This window comes from Blautia sp. 1001283B150304_161114_C9 (assembly GCF_015668165.1).
Classification (GTDB): domain Bacteria; phylum Bacillota; class Clostridia; order Lachnospirales; family Lachnospiraceae; genus Blautia_A; species Blautia_A wexlerae.
Map to the genome: position 1 here is coordinate 67,448 of NZ_JADPGO010000011.1, position 24,120 is coordinate 91,567.

Annotated in this window: 20 protein-coding genes and 1 pseudogene; 18 read left to right on the plus strand and 3 right to left on the minus strand. The window is 42.8% G+C overall.

Annotated features, from left to right (window positions below):
* The first annotated feature begins 297 nt into the window (after positions 1-297).
* Together I4V44_RS07745 and fabV are read left to right on the plus strand one after the other, a co-directional pair.
* Positions 298-810, plus strand: coding sequence for a deoxyuridine 5'-triphosphate nucleotidohydrolase (locus I4V44_RS07745; RefSeq protein ID WP_118571652.1), 513 nt, complete (start codon positions 298-300; stop codon positions 808-810).
* A gap of 291 nt (positions 811-1,101) precedes the next feature.
* On the plus strand, positions 1,102-2,286 hold the full coding sequence (gene fabV / locus I4V44_RS07750; protein WP_196002561.1) for an enoyl-ACP reductase FabV: 1,185 nt from the start codon (positions 1,102-1,104) through the stop codon (positions 2,284-2,286).
* A 66-nt stretch (positions 2,287-2,352) separates the two neighbouring features.
* On the opposite strand, the gene I4V44_RS07755 is transcribed toward fabV, so the two are convergent.
* Positions 2,353-3,117, minus strand: coding sequence for a DUF6062 family protein (locus I4V44_RS07755; RefSeq protein ID WP_118575626.1), 765 nt, complete (start codon positions 3,115-3,117; stop codon positions 2,353-2,355).
* 222 nt (positions 3,118-3,339) lie between these two features.
* On the opposite strand from I4V44_RS07755, the gene I4V44_RS07760 reads away from it, so the two are divergent.
* Positions 3,340-5,805, plus strand: a complete 2,466-nt coding sequence (locus I4V44_RS07760; protein ID WP_196002562.1) for a beta-mannosidase — start codon at positions 3,340-3,342, stop codon at positions 5,803-5,805.
* A gap of 290 nt (positions 5,806-6,095) precedes the next feature.
* On the opposite strand, the gene I4V44_RS07765 is transcribed toward I4V44_RS07760, so the two are convergent.
* A complete protein-coding gene (locus I4V44_RS07765) occupies positions 6,096-6,473 on the minus strand; it encodes a DUF1292 domain-containing protein (protein WP_118575630.1) in 378 nt (125 codons plus the stop codon).
* 218 nt (positions 6,474-6,691) lie between these two features.
* Here I4V44_RS07765 and I4V44_RS07770 point away from each other — a divergent pair, with 218 nt between their 5' ends.
* The 3 genes from I4V44_RS07770 (at position 6,692) to I4V44_RS07780 (ending at position 9,938) form a co-directional block, all read left to right on the plus strand.
* Positions 6,692-7,447, plus strand: a complete 756-nt coding sequence (locus I4V44_RS07770) for an exodeoxyribonuclease III (protein ID WP_055053692.1) — start codon at positions 6,692-6,694, stop codon at positions 7,445-7,447.
* Between the two features lie 63 nt (positions 7,448-7,510).
* Positions 7,511-9,406, plus strand: a complete 1,896-nt coding sequence (locus tag I4V44_RS07775) for a Type II secretory pathway, pullulanase PulA and related glycosidase (protein ID WP_243280230.1) — start codon at positions 7,511-7,513, stop codon at positions 9,404-9,406.
* Entirely contained in the window at positions 9,384-9,938 is a 555-nt protein-coding gene (locus I4V44_RS07780) for a DUF5662 family protein (protein WP_025577200.1), read from the plus strand. The genes I4V44_RS07775 and I4V44_RS07780 overlap by 23 nt, the downstream gene beginning before the upstream one ends.
* Here the strand turns inward: I4V44_RS07780 and I4V44_RS18510 are convergent.
* Positions 9,902-10,018: pseudogene (locus I4V44_RS18510) on the minus strand (DUF6783 domain-containing protein); the annotation flags it as partial. The gene I4V44_RS07780 and the pseudogene I4V44_RS18510 overlap by 37 nt on opposite strands.
* Here I4V44_RS18510 and I4V44_RS18515 point away from each other — a divergent pair.
* The 12 genes from I4V44_RS18515 (at position 9,977) to accB (ending at position 24,114) form a co-directional block, all read left to right on the plus strand.
* Positions 9,977-10,066: a DUF6783 domain-containing protein gene (locus I4V44_RS18515; RefSeq protein ID WP_329288283.1), complete on the plus strand. Its 90-nt coding sequence runs from the start codon at positions 9,977-9,979 to the stop codon at positions 10,064-10,066. The pseudogene I4V44_RS18510 and the gene I4V44_RS18515 overlap by 42 nt on opposite strands.
* A 387-nt stretch (positions 10,067-10,453) precedes the next feature.
* On the plus strand, positions 10,454-11,989 hold the full coding sequence (putP, locus tag I4V44_RS07785) for a sodium/proline symporter PutP (RefSeq protein WP_008707564.1): 1,536 nt from the start codon (positions 10,454-10,456) through the stop codon (positions 11,987-11,989).
* Positions 11,990-12,162: 173 nt separating this feature from the next.
* Entirely contained in the window at positions 12,163-13,278 is a 1,116-nt protein-coding gene (gene glf, locus I4V44_RS07790; RefSeq protein WP_008707561.1) for a UDP-galactopyranose mutase, read from the plus strand.
* 83 nt (positions 13,279-13,361) lie between these two features.
* Positions 13,362-13,946, plus strand: a complete 585-nt coding sequence (locus I4V44_RS07795; RefSeq protein WP_055053695.1) for a DUF6553 family protein — start codon at positions 13,362-13,364, stop codon at positions 13,944-13,946.
* A 33-nt stretch (positions 13,947-13,979) separates the two neighbouring features.
* A complete protein-coding gene (locus tag I4V44_RS07800) occupies positions 13,980-16,904 on the plus strand; it encodes an insulinase family protein (protein ID WP_173698378.1) in 2,925 nt (974 codons plus the stop codon).
* Positions 16,905-16,920: 16 nt separating this feature from the next.
* Entirely contained in the window at positions 16,921-17,829 is a 909-nt protein-coding gene (era, locus tag I4V44_RS07805) for a GTPase Era (protein ID WP_008707556.1), read from the plus strand.
* A 28-nt stretch (positions 17,830-17,857) separates the two neighbouring features.
* The gene (recO, locus tag I4V44_RS07810; RefSeq protein WP_025577211.1) at positions 17,858-18,610 is read left to right on the plus strand and encodes a DNA repair protein RecO; all 753 of its coding nucleotides are present in this window, start codon (positions 17,858-17,860) and stop codon (positions 18,608-18,610) included.
* A gap of 152 nt (positions 18,611-18,762) precedes the next feature.
* Positions 18,763-20,157 carry a glycine--tRNA ligase gene (locus I4V44_RS07815; protein WP_026649282.1) on the plus strand — a complete coding sequence of 465 codons (1,395 nt, stop codon included), beginning with the start codon at positions 18,763-18,765 and terminating at the stop codon, positions 20,155-20,157.
* A gap of 386 nt (positions 20,158-20,543) precedes the next feature.
* Positions 20,544-21,746, plus strand: a complete 1,203-nt coding sequence (locus tag I4V44_RS07820) for an NRAMP family divalent metal transporter (RefSeq protein WP_008707553.1) — start codon at positions 20,544-20,546, stop codon at positions 21,744-21,746.
* Between the two features lie 153 nt (positions 21,747-21,899).
* The gene (gene pxpB / locus I4V44_RS07825) at positions 21,900-22,625 is read left to right on the plus strand and encodes a 5-oxoprolinase subunit PxpB (RefSeq protein WP_020993687.1); all 726 of its coding nucleotides are present in this window, start codon (positions 21,900-21,902) and stop codon (positions 22,623-22,625) included.
* A gap of 1 nt (position 22,626) precedes the next feature.
* Positions 22,627-23,634, plus strand: coding sequence for a biotin-dependent carboxyltransferase family protein (locus tag I4V44_RS07830; protein ID WP_020993688.1), 1,008 nt, complete (start codon positions 22,627-22,629; stop codon positions 23,632-23,634).
* Positions 23,635-23,676: 42 nt separating this feature from the next.
* Positions 23,677-24,114, plus strand: a complete 438-nt coding sequence (accB, locus tag I4V44_RS07835; RefSeq protein WP_008707550.1) for an acetyl-CoA carboxylase biotin carboxyl carrier protein — start codon at positions 23,677-23,679, stop codon at positions 24,112-24,114.
* Positions 24,115-24,120 lie beyond the last annotated feature (6 nt).

The following is a 24,120-nucleotide window of genomic DNA, read 5'->3' on the forward strand; positions in this document are numbered from 1 at the left end:
AAATATACAGGCAGTTCAAGTATACGTCAGGTGTACCTGAACTGCTTTTTTACTGAATCAGTCAGTGATGATCACAAATATTGTTACTGTTCACTCCGTTTACAGTAACGTAGCCAAAATTCATTCCAGATTGCCTGCGGCAATGGAATTTTGGCTCGTATGTCTCGGGATTTTGGCATATTCATGCCAAAACACCTCGCGGGATAGTGGTGTGTGAACAGTAACCAAATATTCAGCTATGAGTGTACTGCGAAGCAGGTGTGTTAGCTTTGCATGACCAGACAGGAGGAAAAACAGATGAAACGAATCGCAAAATTTCACAAAGTAAGTAAAGAACGCTTTACAGCAGACTGGATGGATACGTTTGCACAGTCTCAGGAAGAAGCAGAGAAAGTATACGAAGCCATCCGTCTGCCAAAGCGGGCAACAGCAGGCAGCGCAGGCTATGATTTCTTTGCACCTGCTGAATTTACTCTGAAACCGGGTGAGACAGTGAAGATTCCTACAGGCATCCGGGTAGAAATGCAGCCGGAATGGGTGCTGAAATGTTATCCGAGAAGCGGACTTGGGTTCAAATACCGTCTTCAGCTCAACAACACCGTTGGTATTATTGACAGTGATTATTTCTATTCAGATAACGAAGGGCATATTTTCTCAAAGATCACAAATGATTCCAATGAAAACAAAACTCTGACAATCCCGGCAGATACAGGATTCATGCAGGGAATCTTTGTAGAGTATGGAATCACAGTAGATGATGATGCTACAGAAATCCGTAACGGAGGATTTGGAAGTACTACTGCGAAATAGTGAGAAAAAGAAATGTAATGTTCTGGCGGAGCATATTTCACAAAGTTTATAGATGAAATCAGAGCCAGAATGTAAAAAAAGTAGAACATAGGGATGAATCTGAGATTTTTACTTTACGTTCTGCTTTTTCTTTGTTATAATATTTTGAGATTCAAAATATTTGCAATACATACAATTCAAGCGTATATACTGCGGAACAGTTATTCGATTATGAACAAGTAACGAAGCGGATGATTTTATCCGCTTGACTAAAAAATATCAGGCAAAGAAATAAATTCAGGGAGAAAAGTTATGATCATCGAGCCAAAAGTAAGAGAATATATCTGCACAACCGCACATCCGCAGGGATGTGCAGAGAGTGTGCGCAATCAGGCAGATTACGCCTGTAAACAGGGAATGGTAAACGGAACAAAAAAAGCACTGATCATCGGATGTTCTACAGGCTACGGCCTCGCATCACGAATCTGCGCACTGGAAAACTGTGGTGCGGACACCCTTGGGATTATGTTTGAACGTCAGGCAAATGGCAGAAGAACAGCGACACCGGGATGGTACAACACTGCGGAATTTCATCGCCTGGCAGCAGAAAAAGGTGCCTATGCCAAGACTGTCAACGGAGATGCTTTTTCAAAAGAAATAAAAGATAAAGCAATTGAGCTGATCAAAAAAGATCTGGGAAAGGTGGATCTGGTAGTTTACAGTCTGGCAGCGCCAAGACGTACAGATTCTGAAGGAAAAATCTGGTCCTCCTGCCTGAAGACTACAGGTGAGGCTTTCACAGAAAAGAGTCTTGATCTGCGAAACAATGAGATTACAGAGAAAACAGTAGAACCGGCTACTGAAGAAGAGGTTTTAAACACAGTCAAAGTTATGGGCGGCGAAGACTGGGCAGACTGGATTGATGCGCTGAAAGCAGCAGATGTACTGACTGAGAATGCAGTAACCGTAGCATATTCCTATATCGGACCGGAACTTACTTATCCAATTTACTATCACGGAACCATCGGAACTGCCAAACAGCATTTACAGAAAACAATGTCTGAGATCAACCAGGCACACCCGGATGTCTGTGCGGTAATATCAGTAAATAAAGGTCTTGTAACTCAGGCAAGTGCAGCAATTCCGGTTGTGCCGCTGTATTTTGCAATCCTCTATAAAGTAATGAAGAAAGCCGGAAATCATGAAAACTGCATTCAGCAGATTGCCAGACTATTTACACAGAAACTCTACACACCAACAGGCTTCCAGACAGATGAGAATGGTTTCATTCGTATGGATGATTACGAACTGACGCCGGAGATTCAGGAAGAAGTAAAAAAATGCTGGAAAGCTGTTACTACAGACACTGTAAAGGAATATTGCGATATTGATGGTTACTGGGAAGATTTCTATCATATGTTTGGATTCCGATATGAAGATATCGACTATACTCAGGATGTGGATGCTGATATAGAAATTGATGGAGTTGTAATGTAATAAAAAATTCTCTCTTAACAAATGATCATGAAGTATATTGGTTCATAAATGTTAAGAGAGAATTTTTTATTTTGCCTTATGCACCGGATCTGCCGGGTATCCGCTGCGAAGTTTCTGCATTCCACGCTGGAGCGCATCTTTGGAGTTTTTCCAGTCAGCATCCTTATTTCTGTAATCAAACTTATCTGACAGCCATACCAGATCTTCTTCCATACGCTGGAAGTTTTCATCCATCAGCCTGAACATGGCAGGATAAAACTCAGCCTTTTCTTTATCATTCAGATATTTATCTGCACCGTTGCACAGAATCCCGAAGTGATGCAGACAGAAGCCTTTACTGCACAGAATTTTATTTTTAAATTCATTATCCTGCCGATACAGCCAGAAAAAAGTTTCCACATACCGTTTAAATGTATCCTCAATATTCTGACAGATAAAACAGCTGCAATCCTTAAAAGCAGTCCATGCAGCAATCGGATTCTTATCTGCGCTGGAATCTGAACGGCGGAAACGCGCGAGGACCGAGGATTTTCCGGGTGAAAAAGAATCAAACTGCTTTCTCATCTCTTCCCGAAGTTTATGATAATGAGTCTGAAGAATCAATGCATTCCCAAGAGTATTCCCATAATCAAACATTTTCTTCATATGTACCCTGCAAAATCCCGCCTTATCCGTCTGATCCCGGATGTCACTTTCCATATAAGAAGAACTGTTACCCAGTACAAAATCCAGCGAGTTCTGCTCCAGTTCCCGCTCAATAAAACAGAAAGGACACTCGTCACTGGCATTTACCGCATCATTAAGTGGAATGGTATATAACTTTTCTTTCATTTCTATATACTCCATACATCATAGTTTCTGTTCCCTTTATTGTGCATAGAATTTCCGGGAATGTCAAGCAAAAGATTTCCTGTTACTGTAAACGGGTTACTGTGAACGGAGTGAACAGTAATGATTTCTTTTGCAGAGTTGATTTAGAAAAGGGCAGTATGATATTATATATATAATTGAATGCAAACATATGTAAAAAATAATCAAAGAGGGATAAGACAAATGATAAAATTACAGCTTCATGAAAACTGGCAGTTGTGCAATATCAGACAACTGGACTGGATTCCGGCACAGATTCCGGGGGATATTTATGCGGCACTTCTTAAGACCGGAAAGATGCCGGATCCGTTCTTTGGGGATAATGAATATCAGGCGAAAGCACTGATGGAGGAGGATTATGAATACAGAACGGTATTTAATTATGAAGAAGCGCAGTTTAAAGATTGTCAGGAAGTGATCCTGAGATTTGACGGGATTGATACGATTGCGGACATCTATCTGAATGGATGTTGTCTTGGAAAAGTTGATAACATGCACAGAATCTGGGAATTCCCGGTAGGAGAGCTGCTTGAAAACGGCAAAAATACCTTACGCGTTATCATTCGCTCTCCGTTGAAGTTCATGGCAGAGGCATTTAAGAAATATAAAAACAGGGGAAATGAAGACACAATTGAGGGTTTTATGCATCTGCGCAAAGCTCACTATATGTGCGGCTGGGACTGGGGTGCATGTCTGCCGGATGGAGGTATCTTCCGTCCTGTAACACTTCTGGGAATTGAAACTGCCAGACTGGACAGCGTGTATATCCGTCAGGTACATAAGGATGGCAAAGTCCTGCTGGTTCCGGAAGTAGATGTGGAGACTGTTGATGAGGAAGAGAGCGAAGCAGATGGGTATGAAGGTGCACAGGCACTGGAATATCAGGTGACTGTAACTGCACCGAATGGAACAAAAACCATATGGGATGACTGTCCGGATGAAATGGAGATTGAAAATCCGCAGCTCTGGTGGCCAAATGGACTGGGAGAACAGCCGTTATATCAGGTGCAGGTAGACCTGAAAGCCGGAGATAAGATTGTAGACACCTGGTGCAGAAAAATCGGTCTCCGTGCGCTGACCATGCATAGAGAGAAAGACCAGTGGGGCGAGAGCTTTGCTCATGAAGTAAACGGTTATCAGGTCTTTGCCATGGGTGCTGACTATATCCCTGAGGACAATCTTCTGCAGAGAACATCCAGAGAACGTACCAGAGAATTACTTCTTCAGTGCAAGAGAGCGAACTTTAATACAGTACGTGTCTGGGGCGGCGGCTATTATCCTGAGGACTGGTTCTTTGATCTCTGTGATGAACTGGGGCTGATGGTATGGCAGGACTTTATGTTTGCATGCTCTGTCTATGAATTGACACCGGAGTTTGAGGCAAATATCCGTCAGGAATTTATTGATAATATCAAACGCCTCCGTCATCATGCATCCCTTGCCCTGTGGTGCGGAAACAATGAGATGGAAATGTTTGTAAAGCAGGGCACCTGGGTGACAAAGCCGACAGAAATGAGAGATTATCTGTTTATGTATGAGCGCATTATTCCGGAAGTTCTCAGCGAATACGACCCGGATACCTTCTACTGGCCTGCAAGCCCGTCATCAGGCGGTTCCTTTGATGAACCCAATGATCCGAACCGTGGAGATGTGCATTATTGGGAAGTATGGCATGGCAATAAGCCATTTTCAGAATATCGTAAATATTTCTTCAGATATGCATCTGAGTTTGGTTTTCAGTCATTCCCGTCTGTAAAAACGCTTGAAACAGTAACAGATGATCCGAAAGAATTGAATCCATTTTCTTATGTGATGGAGAAACATCAGAGAAATTACGGAGGAAATGGAAAAATTGCCAAATACATGCAGGCAGCATACCGTTATCCTGAGAACTTCAGCGATTTTGTTTATGCATCTCAGCTTCTCCAGGCAGATGGAATCCGATATGGAGTCGAGCATTACCGCAGAAACCGGGGACGTTGTATGGGTGCAATCTACTGGCAGTTAAATGACTGTTGGCCGGTTATTTCCTGGTCATCCATTGATTATTACGGACGCTGGAAAGCGCTTCATTATTATGCGAAGAGATTCTTTGCGCCTGTAATGCTTTCCTGTGAAGAACAGAGCTGGATGACAGTGGAAGCGGATATGAACCGTCAGCATTTTGAATTTGAAAAATCCATCCGTCTGAATGTGACCAATGAAACGCTGGATGCTCACAGGGTTCTGGTGAAATGGGCAGTGCGAAAGAAAGATGCCACAATTCTGAGGGAGGAAGAACAGTGGCTGGAAGTACCGGCATTGTCTGCTGTATGGATGGATAAGGTCGAACTTCCCCAGATTGACTGTTTTAATGAATATGTAAGTTATGAGGCATGGGAAAATGATCAGATTATTTCTCAGGGAACTGTGATTTTTTCCTATCCGAAATACTTTCACTATCTGAATCCCGGACTGGTTGTGCGCGTAGACGGAGATGAGATAGTTGTTAAGGCAGAAGCATATGCAAAGAGTGTGGAAATCCGGAATGAGAATGATGATCTGATTCTTGAAGATAATTATTTTGACATGAATGCAGGAGAATACAGAGTGAAGATACTCGATGGAAAGCCGGATGGACTGAAAGTGCGCAGTGTTTATGATATATAACCTTTATTCATAGTAGTATTTATGGCAGTTTGCGACGAAATTCTGTATAGTAATCCTCTTATATTTACTGCAAACAATCCAGTCCATCATAGCGTGAAGTCCTGTGTCAGATATCTTTGCCGTGCGTCAGCACGCCTGCAGGTATATTCCTTGTCCTTCGCACTCTGCTGAACTGTCTTGATTGCATTATTTTATGGAATTGCTATAAGATAAAAAATAAGAACCATCACACATTTTATGAAATGATGATGGTTCTTATTTTAGTCTTACATATGAAATTCTTTAACAGATCAGTCAATCTTATCCATAGAATCTTTTGCATTCTGGAGAACTGTGTCAAAAGCAACTGCAGCTTTTGCATATTCTTCGTCGCTTTCGATGTTGGAAAGCATCGGATCACCGCTCTCAGTACGGGCAAATGCGTAGAGGTAAACCTCGCCGTTTTCATTCTGACCGTTCTCATCAAGTGGGAGAAGTGCGATATATTCCTTCGCATCTACCGGGAAAACGGTGAGGATCGCACATTCTACCTCTGTATCGTCTTCCATGGTAAGGGTGATTGTCTTGTGGTTTTCAACAGGATCGCATCCGCCGGCTGAACTGCATCCACCACCGCAGGAAGCGCAGTCACTCGGGTTACATCCGCCAGCTGTAAATTCGTCACTCATTTTATATTCCTCATTCTTTCTTATTTATCAGGGACTATGTTTATCTGATGTCAGTTCATTGTAGCAGAAACCGGAAAAAAATGCAATGAGCAGAAACCGGAGAAAAAGAGGTTTTTTACAGTCATGAAACGTGCTATAATAGACCAGAAGCGTTCAGGGGAGAATCGTTAGCAAATGCTGAACAGGGCTAATAAGAAAACAAAGGGGATCAGTTGATTATGAAATTAATCTCATGGAATGTAAATGGTATACGTGCATGCATTGGCAAAGGGTTTGAAGAGAGCTTTGCAGCACTTGATGCGGATATTTTCTGCCTGCAGGAAACGAAATGCCAGCAGGGGCAGGTGAAGCTGGAACTTCCGGGATATTATCAGTACTGGAATTATGCCAACAGACGGGGATATTCCGGAACTGCTGTTTTTACAAAGAAAGAGCCACTGTCTGTGGCGTATGGAATTGGAATTGAGGAACATGACAAAGAAGGGCGTGTGATCACCCTGGAATATGAAAAATTTTATCTGGTGACTGTATATACACCAAATTCCCAGAGTGAACTGCGCAGACTGGAATACCGTATGCACTGGGAAGAGGATTTTCTGGCATACTTGTTGAAATTGCAGGAAAGTAAGCCTGTGATCTGCTGCGGGGATTTCAATGTGGCACATCAGGAGATCGACCTGAAGAATCCTAAGACCAACCGGAAAAATGCCGGATTTACAGATGAAGAGAGAGCATGCTTTGGTAAGGTGCTGGAGAGTGGATTTATCGATACATTCCGTTATTTTTATCCGGATGTAGAGGGCAGATATTCCTGGTGGTCTTACAGATTTAAAGCAAGAGAGAAGAATGCAGGGTGGAGAATTGACTATTTTATCACGTCTCCACAGTTGAAGGATAAGCTTGAAGGCGCAGAAATCCATTCTGAAATTATGGGTTCCGATCATTGTCCGGTAGAACTTCAGATTACATTATAGCGTTGTATAGTGTTTCTGAAAAGTATAATGAGCAACAAGAAAAAATATGAAGGAGAGAAAGAGATGGCTGAGAGCAGAAAGATGAAAACAGAAAAGGGGCTGGCTCTTGTGCCTGGTGCAAATCCGTTGGCAGATGGCTGTAATTTTGCAGTTGAGGTACCGGAAGACAGCAGAGCATCTCTGATTCTCTACAAAAAGAGATCAGCAAAACCTTATGTGGAGATTCCTTTTACAGAAGAAAACAGAACCGGAAATGTATATGCAATGTATATTCCGGATTTTAATCTGAAAGAGTACGAGTACAATTTTCTGATAAATGGAAAGGTGTATACTGATCCCTGTGCGTACAGGATTCTGGGACGGGAACGCTTTGGTGCAGAGGTGGGTACGAATCCGCACAAAGTCAGGGGAGGATTTCTTAAAAAAGAAGTTTTTGACTGGGAGAACGACAAAAATCCGGCTATTCCATATCACGAAATGATCCTTTATAAACTGCATGTGCGCGGATATACAAAAGCGAATCGGACGATAACCGGTACAAAGGGAACTTTTCAGGCACTGGAGGAAATGATCCCGTACTGGAAAGAACTTGGTATCAATACAATTGAACTGATGCCTGCATATGAATTTATGGAAAGCGGTACCTGTAAGAATTCTGAATCTGAGAAAATGGTATCTGAGAAGCATACACAGGGACGTGTTAATTTCTGGGGATATATGTATGGCTATTATTTTGCACCCAAGAGATCTTACTGTGCAACAGATGATTCGGAGAAAGAGTTTAAAACATTCATTAAAAAACTGCATCAGGCTGGAATTGCCTGTATCATGGAAATGTATTTTCCACGAGAATGTAATCCTGTGACAGCACTCAGGGCATTGCAGTTTTGGAAACTTTACTATCATGTAGACGGATTTCATGTATTGGGTGAGGGAGTTTCTGCCAAATTACTGATGCATGACGGGGTTTTAAGTGATACCCGGCTGATGTTTCACGATTTTGATGAGAGCCAGATCCGGAAAAAGAAGAAACCGGAAGACAAATGTATTGCACAGTATAATCCGGGATTTTTGCAGGATATGCGCCGTTTTCTGAAAAGTGACGAGGATATGGTCTCAGCGGCTGCTTACCATATCAGAAGGAATCCAAATATCTATGCAGTCATTAATTATATGGCCTGTCAGGATGGCTTTACCATGAATGATATGGTGACCTATAATTACAGACATAATGAAGCAAATCAGGAGAATAATCACGATGGCAGCAGTTATAATTATTCCTGGAACTGTGGCGTGGAAGGGCCAAGCAGAAGGCTGCAGATCAGACAGATGAGAGAACGTCAGATCAGAAATGCTTTTCTTATGGTGCTGCTCAGTCAGGGTGTTCCTATGATCTATGGCGGGGATGAGTTTGGAAATTCACAGAACGGAAATAATAATGCCTATTGTCAGGATAATCAGGTTGGATGGATTGACTGGAAAGCACTGAAGAAAAATGAATCCCTGTTTCAGTTTGTAAAGAATGCCATTGCTTTCCGGAAAGAACATCCGATTCTTCATGTTCCGGGAGAAATGTACGGAGTGGATTATCAGACCAGGGGACTGCCGGATGTTTCCCTTCATGGAGAACGCGCATGGTATATGAATTCTGAGAACACATCCAGACTGCTTGGAATTATGTATTGTGGCGCCTATGCGCACCGGGCAGACGGCAGCGAGGATGCTTCCATATACGTTGCATATAACTTTCACTGGGAAGATCGTATTTTTGCGCTTCCTAATCTGGCAGGATACAGAAAATGGAAGAAAGTGATTGATACCAGTGCTGTGAAAGAGAATGGTTTCCTGGAGCAGGAACAGGAAACTTATAGTAAAAAGCTGAAGGTCACACCGCGTACGATCGTGGTGCTGATGGCTGTAGAGGAGGAGAAGAAGGATGCATCCGTGGCTGCACTTTAAAACAATAACCAGACATAAGCTGTTGGTTATGCATTACTGTTTCCGGGCTGGTATGTATAAACAGGGACTGCTTCATGACCTGTCCAAATATGCACCTGTGGAATTTCTGGTTGGATGTAAATACTATCAGGGAGACAGAAGTCCCAACAATGCAGAAAGAGAAGATACAGGAATATCAAAATCCTGGCTTCATCATAAAGGGCGCAACAAACATCATTTTGAGTACTGGGTAGATTATGCACCGGGAGATGAGCATATCATCAATGGTGTGCCCATGCCCCGTAAATATATTGCGGAAATGGTGATGGACAGGATCAGTGCTTCCAGAAATTATCTGGGGGATAAGTATGATCAGCATCAGCCGCTGGACTATTATCTGAAAGGTAAGGAAAAGCTGTGGTTTATCCATCCGAAGACAAAGAGAGATCTGGAGGGACTGCTGCGGATACTTAATGATCATGGGGAAGAGGTACTGATTTCCTATATTAAGAATGTTTATCTGAAAAAAGATAAAGCCCTGGAGCGTGTCTGAAAAATCATTCTCGCAATCTGCACGCCCCACTTTGCGGTATATTTTGTCCGAATTCGGTTGTCGTAGCCCACTACGACGCCCTCATCCGAACAAAATCTCCCACAAATTGTGACGCACATCTTGCGTAAAGCATTTTTCAGACACGCTCTGGCAGGCAGAAAACATACAGCAAAAAGAGAATGTAAACAGGCTGGCAGACAGAAACAGATAAATTTCTGATTGACAGAGTACCTGTTTGGGTGTAAAAATATAAAACAGTTACTGTGAAGGTCTTTGCCGGACGGTAACAGTAATAATTCCATAAAATGGCGGAAAAATGTCGAAAAACAAGAAATACACTTGCGTGATGCTAAGGTAATGTGGTAAAGTAGCCGGGTACAGAAGTGGTACCCGGTTACTTTTTGCAGTATATAAAATGACTGTATTCTGTTTTTGGATAAATATGTGAAGGAAACAGAACATACTTTGACAAATCCAGAGTGTATGAAAAAAAGAAGAAAAAAGGAGGAGTAAATTTGAGTGGTACAACAATGGTCATATTGTCCGCATTTGTTGCCTATCTGTTACTTATGATAGTCATTGGTGTGGTTTATATGAAAAAAACAAGCAGCTCGGAAGATTATTTTCTGGGCGGACGTGGACTGAATGCATGGGTAGCTGCTCTTTCAGCACAGGCATCAGATATGAGCGGATGGCTCTTAATGGGACTTCCGGGAGCAATTTATTCACTGGGAACAGGACAGATCTGGATTGCTGTAGGTCTGTTCATCGGAACTGTATTAAACTGGGTGTGTATTTCACACAGACTTCGTAAATATACGATCGCAGCAAACAATTCCCTTACAATCCCGGCATTTCTTGAGAACAGATTTCAGGATAAGAAGAGAATCCTGTTATTGCTTTCATCCATCGTGATCGTAATCTTTTTCCTGGTTTATACAGCTTCTGCACTGGCAGCAGGCGGTAAACTTTTTAACACAGTATTTGGAATTGATTATCATATAGCTCTGGCAATTGGTGCAGCAGTCATTCTCTGCTATACATTTATGGGGGGATTTATGGCTGTATGCGTAACTGACTTTGTACAGGGAACACTGATGCTGATCGGTCTTCTGATCGTTCCGCTGGTTGCATATCTGACACTGAGCGGAAGTCTGAGTGATCTTCTGACACAGAGCGGAGCACCGGGTGGAGCAGCAGCTTTCCTGAATCCTTTTGAGAACGGAGAGCGCCCATATACATTTGTTGAAATCTTTTCCCAGCTTGCATGGGGACTTGGATACTGCGGTATGCCTCATATCCTTACCCGCTTCATGGCTGTAAAGAGTGAGAAAGAATTAAAAAAATCCAGTGCGATCGCAATCGTGTGGGATATCCTTTCTCTGACAGCAGCGTGCTTTATCGGTATTATAGGTCGTGCATATCTGCTTCCGACTGTACTTGGTGAAAATGGTGCATCTTCCTCAGAGAGTGTATTTATCGAGATGATCAATAAACTGTTTTCCAGTCATCTGGGACTTCCGTTTATCGGAGGAATCTTCCTCTGCGGTATTCTTGCGGCAATTATGTCCACAGCGGATTCACAGCTTCTGGTAACAGCGTCCGCAGCATCTGAGGATTTATATCATCAGTTCATTAAGAAGGATGCAGACTCAAAGGAAATCCTTGCAGTTGCAAGACTTACGGTTATCGTGGTGTCTGTTCTGGCATTTGTGATTGCGTGGAATCCGAACAGCAGTATCATGGGACTGGTATCCAATGCATGGGCCGGTCTTGGTGCAGCATTTGGTCCGACTGTGGTAATGTCACTGTTCTGGAGAAGAACAAACCTTGCAGGTGCAGTTGCAGGTATTGTTTCCGGTGGTCTGACAGTTATCGTCTGGGATTATATACCGTTTGCAGCAGGACAGACTCTTGGTTCTTATACAGGACTTTATTCTCTGGCTGTAGGTTTTGCTGTCAGCCTTGTGATGATCATTATCTTCAGTCTGGCTACGAAAGCACCATCCAAAGAAATCACAGATGTGTTTGATAAAGTGACAGGAAAATAATAGAATAGAAAGACTATCCATTTTCGGATGAATTTGTTATAATGGCAGTAGCGCAAAAAAAGCGTTACTGCTTTTTTAACCTGATAAACTGCGGAGCAGTTATTCGGTGTAGAGCTGCGTAGCGAAGCGGACGATTTTATCCGCTTGATTATTACAAGAAGAAGGTGTCGCACATGAAGAAATATGATTATCTGATAGTAGGAGCCGGCCTTTTTGGTGCAGTATTTGCACATGAGGCCACAAGACGGGGGAAAACATGCCTTGTGATCGATAAGAGAGGTCATATCGGCGGTAATATTTACACAGAAGAAGTAGAGGGGATCCAGGTACACAGATACGGTGCACATATTTTCCATACTTCCAGAAAACAGGTGTGGGATTATATCAATCAGTTTGCAGAATTTAATCATTTTGTAAATTCACCGATCGCAGTCTATAAGGATGAGTTATATAATCTGCCGTTTAATATGAATACCTTCCATCAGCTCTGGGGAGTACGTACTCCTGCAGAGGCAAAAGCGAAGATACAGGAACAGATCGCAAGAATGCACATTACCCATCCGAAGAACCTGGAGGAACAGGCGCTTGCACTGGTTGGACAGGACGTATATGAGAAACTGGTAGAGGGATATACAAGGAAGCAGTGGGGCAGGGAGTGTAAAGATCTGCCGGCATTTATCATAAAAAGACTGCCTTTGCGTTATACTTATGATAATAACTATTTCAAAGATCCTTATCAGGGAATCCCCAAAGGTGGATATACACGTATTGTGAAGAAACTTCTGGAGGGTGTACAGGTATGTCTGAATACAGATTTCTTTGCAAACAGAGAAGAACTGACTGCACAGGCAGACAAAGTACTCTTTACAGGTATGATCGATGAATTTTATGACTATTGTTACGGAGAACTGGAATACAGATCACTGAAATTTGAGACAGAAGTGCTGGATATGGGAAATTATCAGGGCAATGCGGTTGTCAATTATACAGATTATGAAGTTCCGTATACAAGGATCATCGAGCATAAACATTTTGAATTTGGTACACAGCCAAAGACTGTGATCACCAGAGAATATCCGGCAGCATGGGAGAAAGGCAAAGAGCCGTACTATCCGGTCAATGACCCGAAGAACAGTGAACTGTTTGACAAATATGAACGTCGCGCACTGGAAGAGAAGAATGTGATCTTTGGCGGAAGACTTGGCATGTATCGCTACATGGATATGGATCAGGTTATTGAAGAGGCACTGTCTCTGGCAGAAACAGAGCTTACCTATGAAGAGCCATGAAAGTAGAGTTTTGGATTGTAAGAGAAAGGTAACTGTAAAGGCAGCAGACAGTTGCAGATAAAGTAACCGGAAAGGACAAATATATGACAGACACACCAACAATTGCTCTTTATTACAGAGAGCATGATCCGATGAAAAGAAAGATGTTTCTTGACCAGTCTATTGCGGCAGGTGAAGATGAGGAGGCAAATGCTGTCCGTAAGGAACTGTGGGAACTGCGTTACGGAGAACCTTCAGAGGCAGGCTCCGGTACACGTGCTGATGGATATCTGGCACTTTGGATGGCAATGGAATATAACAAGGATACAGCGGGAAAGCTGTTTGGTTTAAAGAGGGCCAGAAAAGAAATCGGGAAAAATCTTACCAGGCTGAAATTCAGAGAAATGCAGGAGAAAAGTGAGCTTCACAGAGAACTGCTTTACAGAGAATGCTGCCATATGGTCAAAACCTATATGGAACTCTGCGAGAAGGATAAGGCCTATAACACGATCTTGTGCGGGATTGTCCATATCAGTGAGAAAAGTGCAAAGAGTAAGATTCAGAACGATATTTATACCACTGCCATTGCATTTCCGGAGGAAATCAACATGCAGGAAGAACTGGAAATGATAACAAGGGCAGCAAGAGAAGTTTATGAGGCACATTTCCCGGGAGAAGGCGGATTATAAAGAAAAGCCAAAAAAAAATTACTGGAGGCATACATGAACAAAGAAAATTTGACGGCTTATGAAGTTGTGACAGAAGAAAATCTGACAGATATCCATTCTACAGGCTGGCTTCTGCGCCATAAGAAAACAGGTGCAAGAGTTATGCTGATCGAGAATGATGATGAGAATAAAGTATTTAATATTGCATTCCGCACACCGCCTAAGGACAGCACAGGTGTGGCACATATCCTGGAGCACAGTGTACTCTGCGGTTCAAGGGAATTTCCATTAAAGGATCCTTTCGTAGAACTGGTAAAGGGTTCTCTGAATACGTTCCTGAATGCCATGACTTATCCGGATAAAACCTGCTATCCTGTAGCCAGCTGCAATGATAAGGATTTTCAGAATCTGATGCATGTTTATCTGGATGCGGTATTTTATCCGAATATCTATAAAAGAGAAGAGATTTTCCGTCAGGAAGGCTGGAACTATCATCTGGAACAGAAGGAAGGACCGCTGAAATATAACGGTGTTGTATATAATGAGATGAAAGGTGCTTTCTCCTCACCGGATGAAGTTCTGGAACGGGAGATTATGAATCACCTTTTCCCTGATACCACTTATGGATGTGAATCAGGCGGTGATCCGAAAAATATTCCGGATCTTACCTATGAGAATTTCCTGAATTTCCACAGAACTTATTACCATCCATCCAACAGCTATATTTATCTGTATGGAAATATGGATATGGAAGAGAAACTGGCATTCCTGGATGAGCATTATCTGTCGCATTTTGATTATCTGGATGTGGATTCTGTTATTCAGGAACAGAAAGAATTCGGAGCATGCCGGGATGTGACTCTTGAGTATCCGGTTGCTGAGAATGAGGGAGAAGAGGACAATACCTATCTTTCTTATAACATGGTTGTTGGAAATGCTGCGGACAGTCAGATGGCGATGGCATTTGAGGTATTGGATTACGCACTGTTAAGCGCACCGGGAGCACCGTTAAAGCAGGCACTTCTGGATGTAAAAGCAGGCAAGGATGTCTATGGATCTTATGATGATGGTATTCTCCAGCCATATTTTACAGTAATTGCAAAAGGTTCCAATCCGGACAGAAAAGAAGAATTCGTATCTGTGATCAGACAGGTACTGGGAGATATTGTTAAGAATGGAATTGATAAGAAAGCTGTAGAGGCTGGAATCAATTACTTTGAATTCCGTTATCGTGAAGCTGATTTTTCCTCTTATCCAAAAGGACTGATGTACAGTCTGGATATTCTGGGAGACTGGCTGTATGAAAAAGGAAATCCCTTTGCACAGGTACAGCAGCTTACAGTTTTTGAAAACCTGAAAAAGGCAGTAAACGAAGGATATTTTGAAGAACTGATCCGTAAATATCTTCTTGAAAATCCCCATGGATGCATCATGACTCTTATACCGAAGAAAGGTCTGGCAGCCCAGCGTGAAAAAGAACTGGAGGAGAAGCTGGAAGCATACAGAAGCAGTCTTTCTGAAGAACAGCTGGATGCAATGGTTGAGAAGACGAAAGCACTGGAAGCATATCAGGAAGCCGGCGAAGATCCAAAAGCACTGGAGTGCATTCCGATGTTAAAGAGAAGCGATATTAAGAAGGAAGCTGCAAAGATCGTAAATGAAGAATTAACTGTAGACAACAGTCTGTTCCTTTACCATGATGTATGCACAAATGGCATCGGTTATGTAGATCTGATGTTTAAGACTGACAGTATCGCACCTGAGCAGATTCCTTATCTGGGACTTTTGAAATCCGTACTTGGATATGTGGATACAGAGCATTACACATACGGAGAACTGTTTAATGAGATCAATGCCAATACAGGCGGTATCAACTGTGGGGTAGAGGTTTTTGACAGAGCTGATTCTACAGAAGAGTTTCAGGCTATGTTCTCTGTAAGAGGTAAGGCACTCTATACAAAAATGGATTTCCTTTTCAAAATGATCGGGGAGATCCTGAACAGCTCGAAACTGGAAGATACCAAGCGTCTCTATGAGATTGTTGCATCTGTGAAGTCCAGGGCACAGGTAAACCTGACAGGTGCCGGACATTCCACTGCTGTACTCAGAGCAGCGGCATATTCTTCTCCGATGGCTGCATTCCAGGATGAGATGGCGGGAATCGGATATTATCAGTTTATCGAGAAACTGGAAAAAGATTTTGAACAGCGAAAAGAGGAAACTGTAGAAGAGCTTTGTAAACTGATGAAAAAAATTCTCCGTCCGGAGAACTTTATGATCAGTTATACAGGTGAGAGAGAGTCCCTGGAGACAGTTCAGAAACTGGCGGGAACTGTAAAGGCAGGACTTGGCACAGAACCAGTGGAAAAATCGAAAGAGAAGCTGACTTGCACAAAGAAAAATGAGGGATTTAAGACTTCCGGACAGGTCCAGTATGTGGCTCAGACCGGTAATTTTAAGAAAAAAGGCCTGGAATATACAGGTGCACTGGAAATTCTGAAGGTTATCTTAAGTTATGATTATCTGTGGATGAATCTGCGCGTAAAGGGCGGTGCATATGGATGCATGAGCGGATTTAAGAGGAATGGTGAGAGCTATCTGGTATCTTACCGCGATCCTCATCTGAAACGTACACTGGATGTATATAAGGGGATTCCGGATTATATCCGTAATTTCCAGGCAGATGAGCGGGAGATGACAAAATATATCATTGGTACCATCAGCGGAAAGGATGTGCCAAGGACACCTCAGATGAAAGGTTCTGTTTCCAAGACAGCATATTTCTGCGGTGTGACAGAGGAGATGCTCCAGAAAGAACGTGATCAGATCCTGAATGCGTCTGCAGAGGATATTCATGCACTGGCCGAGATCATAGAGGCAGTTCTGGCAGCAGATCAGATCTGTGTAGTGGGAAGCGAGAGCAAGGTGGCTGAGGCTTCTGATGTACTGATGGAAGTGAAACCACTGATCAATTGTTAAAAAAGGAAAGAACAGAATGAACGAAAATTTTAAATCTGGATTTGTAGCGATTATCGGACGTCCAAACGTAGGTAAATCTACTCTGATGAATCATCTCATCGGACAGAAGATCGCTATCACATCCAAGAAACCACAGACAACCAGAAACCGTATCCAGACCGTTTATACCTGTGACGAAGGTCAGATCGTATTTCTCGATACTCCCGGTATCCACAAGGCAAAGAATAAGCTGGGAGAATATATGGTCCAGGTGGCAGAGCGAACTTTAAAAGAGGTAGATGCCATTATGTGGCTGGTAGAGCCAAGTACCTTTATCGGGGCAGGAGAGCGTCATATTGCAGAACAGCTTCAGGGAATCGGAGTGCCGGTAATCCTGATCATCAACAAAATTGATACTGTATCAAAGGAAGAAATCCTTCCTGCCATTGACACTTACCGAAAAGTATGCGATTTCGCAGAGATTATCCCATGCTCTGCACTGCGTGGACAGAATACTCAGGATATTATCGGTTGTATCCTGAAATATCTGCCTTACGGTCCTATGTTTTATGACGAGGATACAGTTACTGATCAGCCTCAGCGTCAGATCGTGGCTGAGATCATCCGCGAGAAAGCACTTCATGCACTGGATGCGGAAATTCCTCATGGAATCGCAGTTGCCATTGACCGGATGAAAACGCGTCCGGGAAAAAATCCAATCGTGGATATTGATGCGACAATTATCTGTGAAAGAGAATCTCACAAAGGAATTATCATCGGCAAACAGGGTGCGATGTTAAAGAAAATCGGAAGTAATGCAAGATATGAGATTGAGCGTATGCTGGAATCAAAAGTGAATCTGAAGCTTTGGGTAAAAGTAAAGAAAGACTGGAGAGACAGTGATTTCCTTATCAAGAACTTTGGTTACGATAAGAAGGAAATCTAAATAAAAAGACAGTCAGGAAACAGAGAGAATGAGTGATTTGATAACTGTGCAGGGAGTAGTGCTCTCTGCCATGCCTGTGGGAGAATATGACAAGCGGATCGTCCTTCTCACCAGAGAAAGAGGCAAGATTTCCGCGTTTGCAAAAGGAGCCCGCCGCCCAAACAGCCAGTTTCTGGCGGCTGCCAATCCTTTTGTGTTTGGAACCTTTGCCCTTTATGAGGGGCGTTCCAGTTATAATCTGAATCAGGTATCCATCAGTCATCATTTTGTGGAACTGGCAGGTGAACAGCCTGGAATCTACTATGGATATTATTTTCTGGAACTGGCAGATTATTTCGGACAGGAGGGGATTGACGAGAAAGAATCTATGAACCTTCTGTATGTGACAGTGAAGGCACTTCTGAACCCGAATATTGATGACAGGCTGGTGAGGTGTATTTTTGAACTTCGTATGATGGCTGCACAGGGATTGTGTCCTTCACTGTTTCATTGTGTGTGCTGCGAAAGACAGCCTGTGGAGGGAGAAGAGCTTTTCTTTTCTCAGCAGAATCATGGTATTCTGGATAAAGCCTGTCTGGGACATGTAAATGATGCAAAGAGAATCTCAGCACCTGCATTATATGCCATGCAGTACATAGTAACTGCTTCTCTTGGGAAGCTTTATACATTTACTGTTACAGAAGAAGTACTCCATGAACTGGAACGTCATATCCATACCTATATTGCTGCGAACACTGAAAAACGGTTCAAAAGTCTGGAAATTCTGGAAATAATGAGCTGAGATACCTTGAAAAAGAAATCAGATACAGTTATAATAACGTTAATTGTAGCTGTTTATTACGTTAATCAAATAGCGGAATGGATTGTGAACCAAATTGCCTGACGGATATGAACAGTTACACGCATTTTATAAAAAGAACGAGGAGAATAGTCATGGAAAAAACAATGGACAAAATCATTGCGCTGGCAAAGGCAAGAGGATTTGTTTACCCGGGTTCCGAAATCTATGGTGGTCTTGCAAACACATGGGATTACGGTAATCTTGGTGTAGAATTAAAGAATAACGTAAAACGTGCATGGTGGCAGAAATTTATTCAGGAATCCCCATACAATGTAGGTGTTGACTGTGCAATTCTGATGAACCCGCAGACATGGGTTGCATCCGGACATCTGGGAAGCTTCTCTGACCCTCTGATGGACTGTAAGGAATGTCATGAACGTTTCCGCGCAGATAAGATCATCGAAGACTTCAGCCAGGAGAATGGCATTGAACTTGAGAGCTCTGTAGACGGATGGTCTCAGGAAGAGATGATGAACTTCATCAAAGATCACAATGTACCATGCCCTACATGTGGCAAACATAACTTTACAGATATCCGTCAGTTCAACCTGATGTTCAAGACATTCCAGGGTGTTACAGAGGATGCCAAGAATACAGTATACTTAAGACCTGAAACAGCACAGGGTATTTTTGTAAACTTCAAGAATGTTCAGAGAACATCACGTAAGAAAATCCCATTTGGTATCGGTCAGATCGGTAAATCTTTCCGTAACGAGATCACACCGGGTAACTTCACATTCCGTACACGTGAGTTTGAGCAGATGGAGCTTGAATTCTTCTGTGAGCCGGATACAGACCTTGAGTGGTTTGCATACTGGAAGAATTTCTGCCTGAACTGGTTATATTCTCTTGGATTAAAAGATGAAGAAGTTCGTTACCGTGATCATGACGCAGAAGAATTAAGCTTCTACAGCAAGGCTACCACAGACGTAGAGTTCCTGTTCCCGTTTGGATGGGGCGAGCTGTGGGGAATCGCTGACAGAACAGATTATGACCTGACTCAGCATCAGAATGTATCCGGACAGGATCTGACATATTTTGATGATGAGAAGAAGCAGAAATATATCCCATATGTAATCGAGCCGTCACTGGGTGCTGACCGTGTGGTACTTGCATTCCTGTGCAGCGCATATGATGAGGAAGTTCTGGATGCAGAGAAGAATGACGTTCGTACTGTCCTTCATTTCCATCCGGCACTTGCACCTGTTAAGATCGGTGTGCTTCCTCTTTCCAAGAAGCTTAATGAGGGTGCAGAGAAGATCTATCAGCAGTTAAGCAAGAAATATAACTGTGAATATGATGATCGTGGAAACATTGGTAAACGTTACAGAAGACAGGATGAGATCGGTACTCCGTTCTGTGTAACTTATGACTTTGAGTCCGAAAACGACGGAGCAGTTACAATCCGCGACCGTGATACTATGGAGCAGGTTCGTGTGAAGATTGATGAACTGGATGCATATTTTGCGGATAAATTTACATTTTAACTGAAAAAACAGCAAAGGAGCTGTATCGGATGGGAATCCGGGTACTCCTTTGCTGTTTTTTATTACAAAATACAGATTATAAAAATTCGTTACTGTTCACTCCGTTCTCAGCAACACGCTTCGCGATGCAGGAAATATGAACCTCCTTGTGCAATGCCCAAGGAGTATCGTTTGCTTCGCAAACTTAATTTATGCTAATCGCATAAATTCGCGCAGTATGTCTCGGGTTTTCTGTGACCTTCGCTCACAAAAAACACCTCGCGGGATATTACCAGTGAACAGTAACAAAAATTCGACATCAAAAGTTATCAAAATAATTTTTGCTTGTGTAAATATTCATTTTTTAGTATAATGTGCGATAATAACATGAAAAGGAGGCAATAAAAATGAGCGAAAAGAAAAAGAGTGGCGGAGCCTTACTTGGCGCAGCGTTTCTGATGGCCACATCTGCAATCGGACCAGGATTCCTGACACAGACAGCAACCTTTACCGGACAGTATCAGGAAAGTTTTGGATTTGTTATCCTGGTTTCCGTAATCCTTGCAGCCATTGCACAGCTGAATATCTGGCGTGTGCTTTGTGTGACCGGACTTCGTGGTCAGGATGTTTCCAATAAGGTACTTCCGGGACTGGGATATCTGGTATCGATACTGATCGTATTCGGTGGTCTGGTATTTAATATCGGAAACGTAGGTGGCGGAGCACTTGGTTTTAACACATTGCTTGGAATACCTACCAAAGTTGGTTACATACTGGCAGGTCTTTTGGCAATCCTGGTATTTGTGCTGAAAAATGCCAAAAGTGCCATGGATACTATTACCAAGGTACTGGGTGCCATTATGATTATCGTAATCTTTGTTGTGATCATTGTGGTAAAACCACCGGTAGGAAGTGCATTGAAGAATACATTTGTACCGGAAGCCGGTGCCACAAATCTGATTCCTGCAATCCTTACACTTTTGGGAGGTACTGTTGGAGGATATATCACTTTCTCCGGCGCACATCGTCTGATTGATGCAGGAATTACAGGCGAGAAGAACCTGAAAGAGATCAACAAGAGTTCTGTTATGGGTATGATCATTGCTACGATTGTTCGTATTTTCCTGTTTCTGGCTGTTCTGGGCGTTGTTGTCAAGGGCGTAACACTGGATGCTGCAAATCCTGCAGCAGACGCCTTCAAGCAGGGGGCTGGTGAAATCGGATACCGTTTTGCAGGTCTGGTTCTTCTGTGCGCAGCAATCACATCCATTATCGGTGCAGCTTATACTTCAGTTTCCTTCCTGAAGACTTTCAGCAAGTCTATCGAGGAAAATGAAAATAAAGTGATCATCGGATTTATCATTATTTCTACAGCCATTATGTTTATCCTTGGAAATCCGGCAGTACTTCTTGTACTTGCAGGTGCTGTGAATGGTCTGATCCTTCCGATCACCCTGGCAATCTGTCTGATCGCTGCACATAAGAAATCTATTATGGGAGAGAATTATCATCATCCGGTAGTACTTACCATTCTTGGAGTGATCGTGGTAATTCTTACAGCATACCTCGGTGTGACTACATTTGTATCTAAGATCGGTACATTGTTATAATTGAGGAAAATGTATCCGGTTTTCAGACTGGAGAGTATGTCAAAAAGGTGTGATCGTCCAGGTTACACCTTTTTGGTTCATTAACAGCCATGTGATGCAGAAAGAAGCAGATAAAAAGACATGGCGAAAAGATTAAGAAAAGAGGAGCAGATTATGCCGGACATTAGAATTTTAACAGAAGGTGATTCTTCTGTTCTGGTTGAATTTGGCAAAGAGATCAGTCCGGAGATCAACCGGAAGATCACTGCCACTGTACAGCTTATGAAAGAACAGCATATAGAGGGAGTTGTAGATATGATCCCTGCGTTCTGTTCTTTGCTGGTTAATTATGACCCGCGTGTGATTTCCTACGATGACCTGAAAAAAAGACTGGAAATTCTGTTAAAGATGGAAGTTACAGCAGGTGAAGGATGCAGAAAAGTTTATGAGATCCCTGTATGCTATGGAGGAGAATATGGTCCGGATATTGAGAATATTGCAGAACATGCCGGACTTTCCGTAGAGGAAGTAATAAAGATTCATTCTTCCAGAGATTACCTGATCTATATGCTTGGTTTTCTTCCGGGCTTTTGTTATCTGGGCGGGCTGGATGAAAGGATCCATACACCCCGTCTTGCAAATCCCAGAATCAAGATCAATGCAGGAAGTGTGGGAATCGGTGGTTCCCAGACAGGGATTTATCCTCTGGATTCTCCGGGAGGATGGCAGCTGATGGGAATGACACCTGTAAAAACCTATGATCCGGACCGTGAAATCCCGATTCTGGTAGAGGCAGGAGATTATATCCGTTTTGTACCGATCGATGAAGATGAGTACAAACGGATCAGAGAATTAGTAGAACGTGGCGAATACCAGTGCACCGTTCATGAGGAGGCATAAAATGGGAATTCGTATATTAAAAGGCGGAATGATGACAACGGTTCAGGATCTGGGGCGTTATGGATATCAGAGTCAGGGATTCAGTGTGGCAGGAGTCATGGATGTCCGTTCATTCAAAATAGCCAATCTTCTTCTGGATAATCCGGAGAATGAGGCAGTATTGGAGATAACGCTGATAGGCCCAACCCTTGAATTTACATCAGCTACTATCATTGCAATCACAGGCGGAGATTTCCAGCCAACCATTAATGGAGAGCCGGCTCCCATGTATACAGCCCTGTATATGAATAAGGGAGATGTATTGAAATTTGGAAGCGCCAGAACGGGAAGCAGAGGTTATATTGCTTTTTCCAGTTATCTGGATATTCCGGTAGTGATGGGAAGCCGATGCACCAATTTAAAGAGTGGTCTGGGCGGATTTAAGGGAAGAAAACTGGAAGCGGACGATTATATCGGATTTCGTATTAAGAGACGTTATCTGCCGTTTTTCCTTTCCCGAAAGCTTGATATGGATGAGTTTGATCAGACAGAAGCAACACTGCGGGTAGTAATGGGACCGCAGGATGGTATGTTCAGCAAACAGGGCATCAAGACTTTCCTGGGCAGTGAGTATACAGTGACAAATGAATTTGACCGTATGGGCTGCAGGCTGGAGGGACCGTTTATTGCTCCTAAGAAGACTTCGGATATTATTTCCGACGGAATCGCATTTGGGGCTATACAGGTACCTTCCCATGGTAAACCTATCATTCTGCTGGCTGACCGTCAGACAACGGGCGGTTATGGGAAAATTGCCACAGTGGCATCTGTGGATATTCCCAAGCTGGTACAGAGAAAAACAGATGATAAGATACATTTCAAGGCAATTACCGTACAGGAGGCTCAGGCTCTTTATGTTGAGGAAATGAAAGAACTTGACGGACTGAGAAAGATCATTCATCAGCCATGTAAAGAGGTTCTGGATTGCCGTCTGGTGGCAAAGAGACTGCGCAAGCTGTTTGAAGAATAACCGTAAAAAATAATATAAAATAGACAGAAAGGATAATGTTTGATGGATTTAGAGAAGATTGAAGGACTGGTAAAGATTATTGAGGATTCATCCCTTAATGAATTCACATATAAGGACAAGGATGTAAAGATTACAATGAGCAAGCTGGATCATCCTCCTGTAGTTGCAGCGGGAGTTCCTGTGGCTGCATCTGCACCTGTGAATACAATTGTGGAAAAAGCAGAGGAAGAAGAGGAGGAAAGTCTGTTTATCACTTCTCCTATCGTAGGAACCTTCTATTCTGCATCTGCTCCGGATGTACCTGCTTTTGTAAAGGTGGGAGATCAGGTAAAAGCAGGACAGACAGTGTGTATTCTGGAAGCTATGAAGCTTATGAATGAGATCCAGAGTGACTATGACTGTGAGATTGAAGCAGTTCTGGTAAGTAATGAACAGAAAGTAGAATATGGACAGCCTCTGTTCCGTGTTAAGAGACTGTAGGATAAG

Bases quoted from the DNA above. Each gene is read 5' to 3' on its own strand.
- glf (WP_008707561.1), top strand. From the start codon at position 12,163: ATGAAGAAATATGATTATCTGATAGTAGGAGCCGGCCTTTTTGGTGCA.
- I4V44_RS07815 (WP_026649282.1), top strand. From the start codon at position 18,763: ATGGAAAAAACAATGGACAAAATCATTGCGCTGGCAAAGGCAAGAGGA.
- I4V44_RS07820 (WP_008707553.1), top strand. From the start codon at position 20,544: ATGAGCGAAAAGAAAAAGAGTGGCGGAGCCTTACTTGGCGCAGCGTTT.
- pxpB (WP_020993687.1), top strand. From the start codon at position 21,900: ATGCCGGACATTAGAATTTTAACAGAAGGTGATTCTTCTGTTCTGGTT.
- era (WP_008707556.1), top strand. From the start codon at position 16,921: ATGAACGAAAATTTTAAATCTGGATTTGTAGCGATTATCGGACGTCCA.
- I4V44_RS07745 (WP_118571652.1), top strand. From the start codon at position 298: ATGAAACGAATCGCAAAATTTCACAAAGTAAGTAAAGAACGCTTTACA.
- I4V44_RS07800 (WP_173698378.1), top strand. From the start codon at position 13,980: ATGAACAAAGAAAATTTGACGGCTTATGAAGTTGTGACAGAAGAAAAT.
- I4V44_RS07780 (WP_025577200.1), top strand. From the start codon at position 9,384: ATGCATCCGTGGCTGCACTTTAAAACAATAACCAGACATAAGCTGTTG.
- I4V44_RS07760 (WP_196002562.1), top strand. From the start codon at position 3,340: ATGATAAAATTACAGCTTCATGAAAACTGGCAGTTGTGCAATATCAGA.
- I4V44_RS07775 (WP_243280230.1), top strand. From the start codon at position 7,511: ATGGCTGAGAGCAGAAAGATGAAAACAGAAAAGGGGCTGGCTCTTGTG.
- I4V44_RS07770 (WP_055053692.1), top strand. From the start codon at position 6,692: ATGAAATTAATCTCATGGAATGTAAATGGTATACGTGCATGCATTGGC.
- accB (WP_008707550.1), top strand. From the start codon at position 23,677: ATGGATTTAGAGAAGATTGAAGGACTGGTAAAGATTATTGAGGATTCA.
- recO (WP_025577211.1), top strand. From the start codon at position 17,858: ATGAGTGATTTGATAACTGTGCAGGGAGTAGTGCTCTCTGCCATGCCT.
- I4V44_RS07830 (WP_020993688.1), top strand. From the start codon at position 22,627: ATGGGAATTCGTATATTAAAAGGCGGAATGATGACAACGGTTCAGGAT.
- fabV (WP_196002561.1), top strand. From the start codon at position 1,102: ATGATCATCGAGCCAAAAGTAAGAGAATATATCTGCACAACCGCACAT.
- I4V44_RS07795 (WP_055053695.1), top strand. From the start codon at position 13,362: ATGACAGACACACCAACAATTGCTCTTTATTACAGAGAGCATGATCCG.
- I4V44_RS07765 (WP_118575630.1), bottom strand. From the start codon at position 6,473: ATGAGTGACGAATTTACAGCTGGCGGATGTAACCCGAGTGACTGCGCT.
- I4V44_RS07755 (WP_118575626.1), bottom strand. From the start codon at position 3,117: ATGAAAGAAAAGTTATATACCATTCCACTTAATGATGCGGTAAATGCC.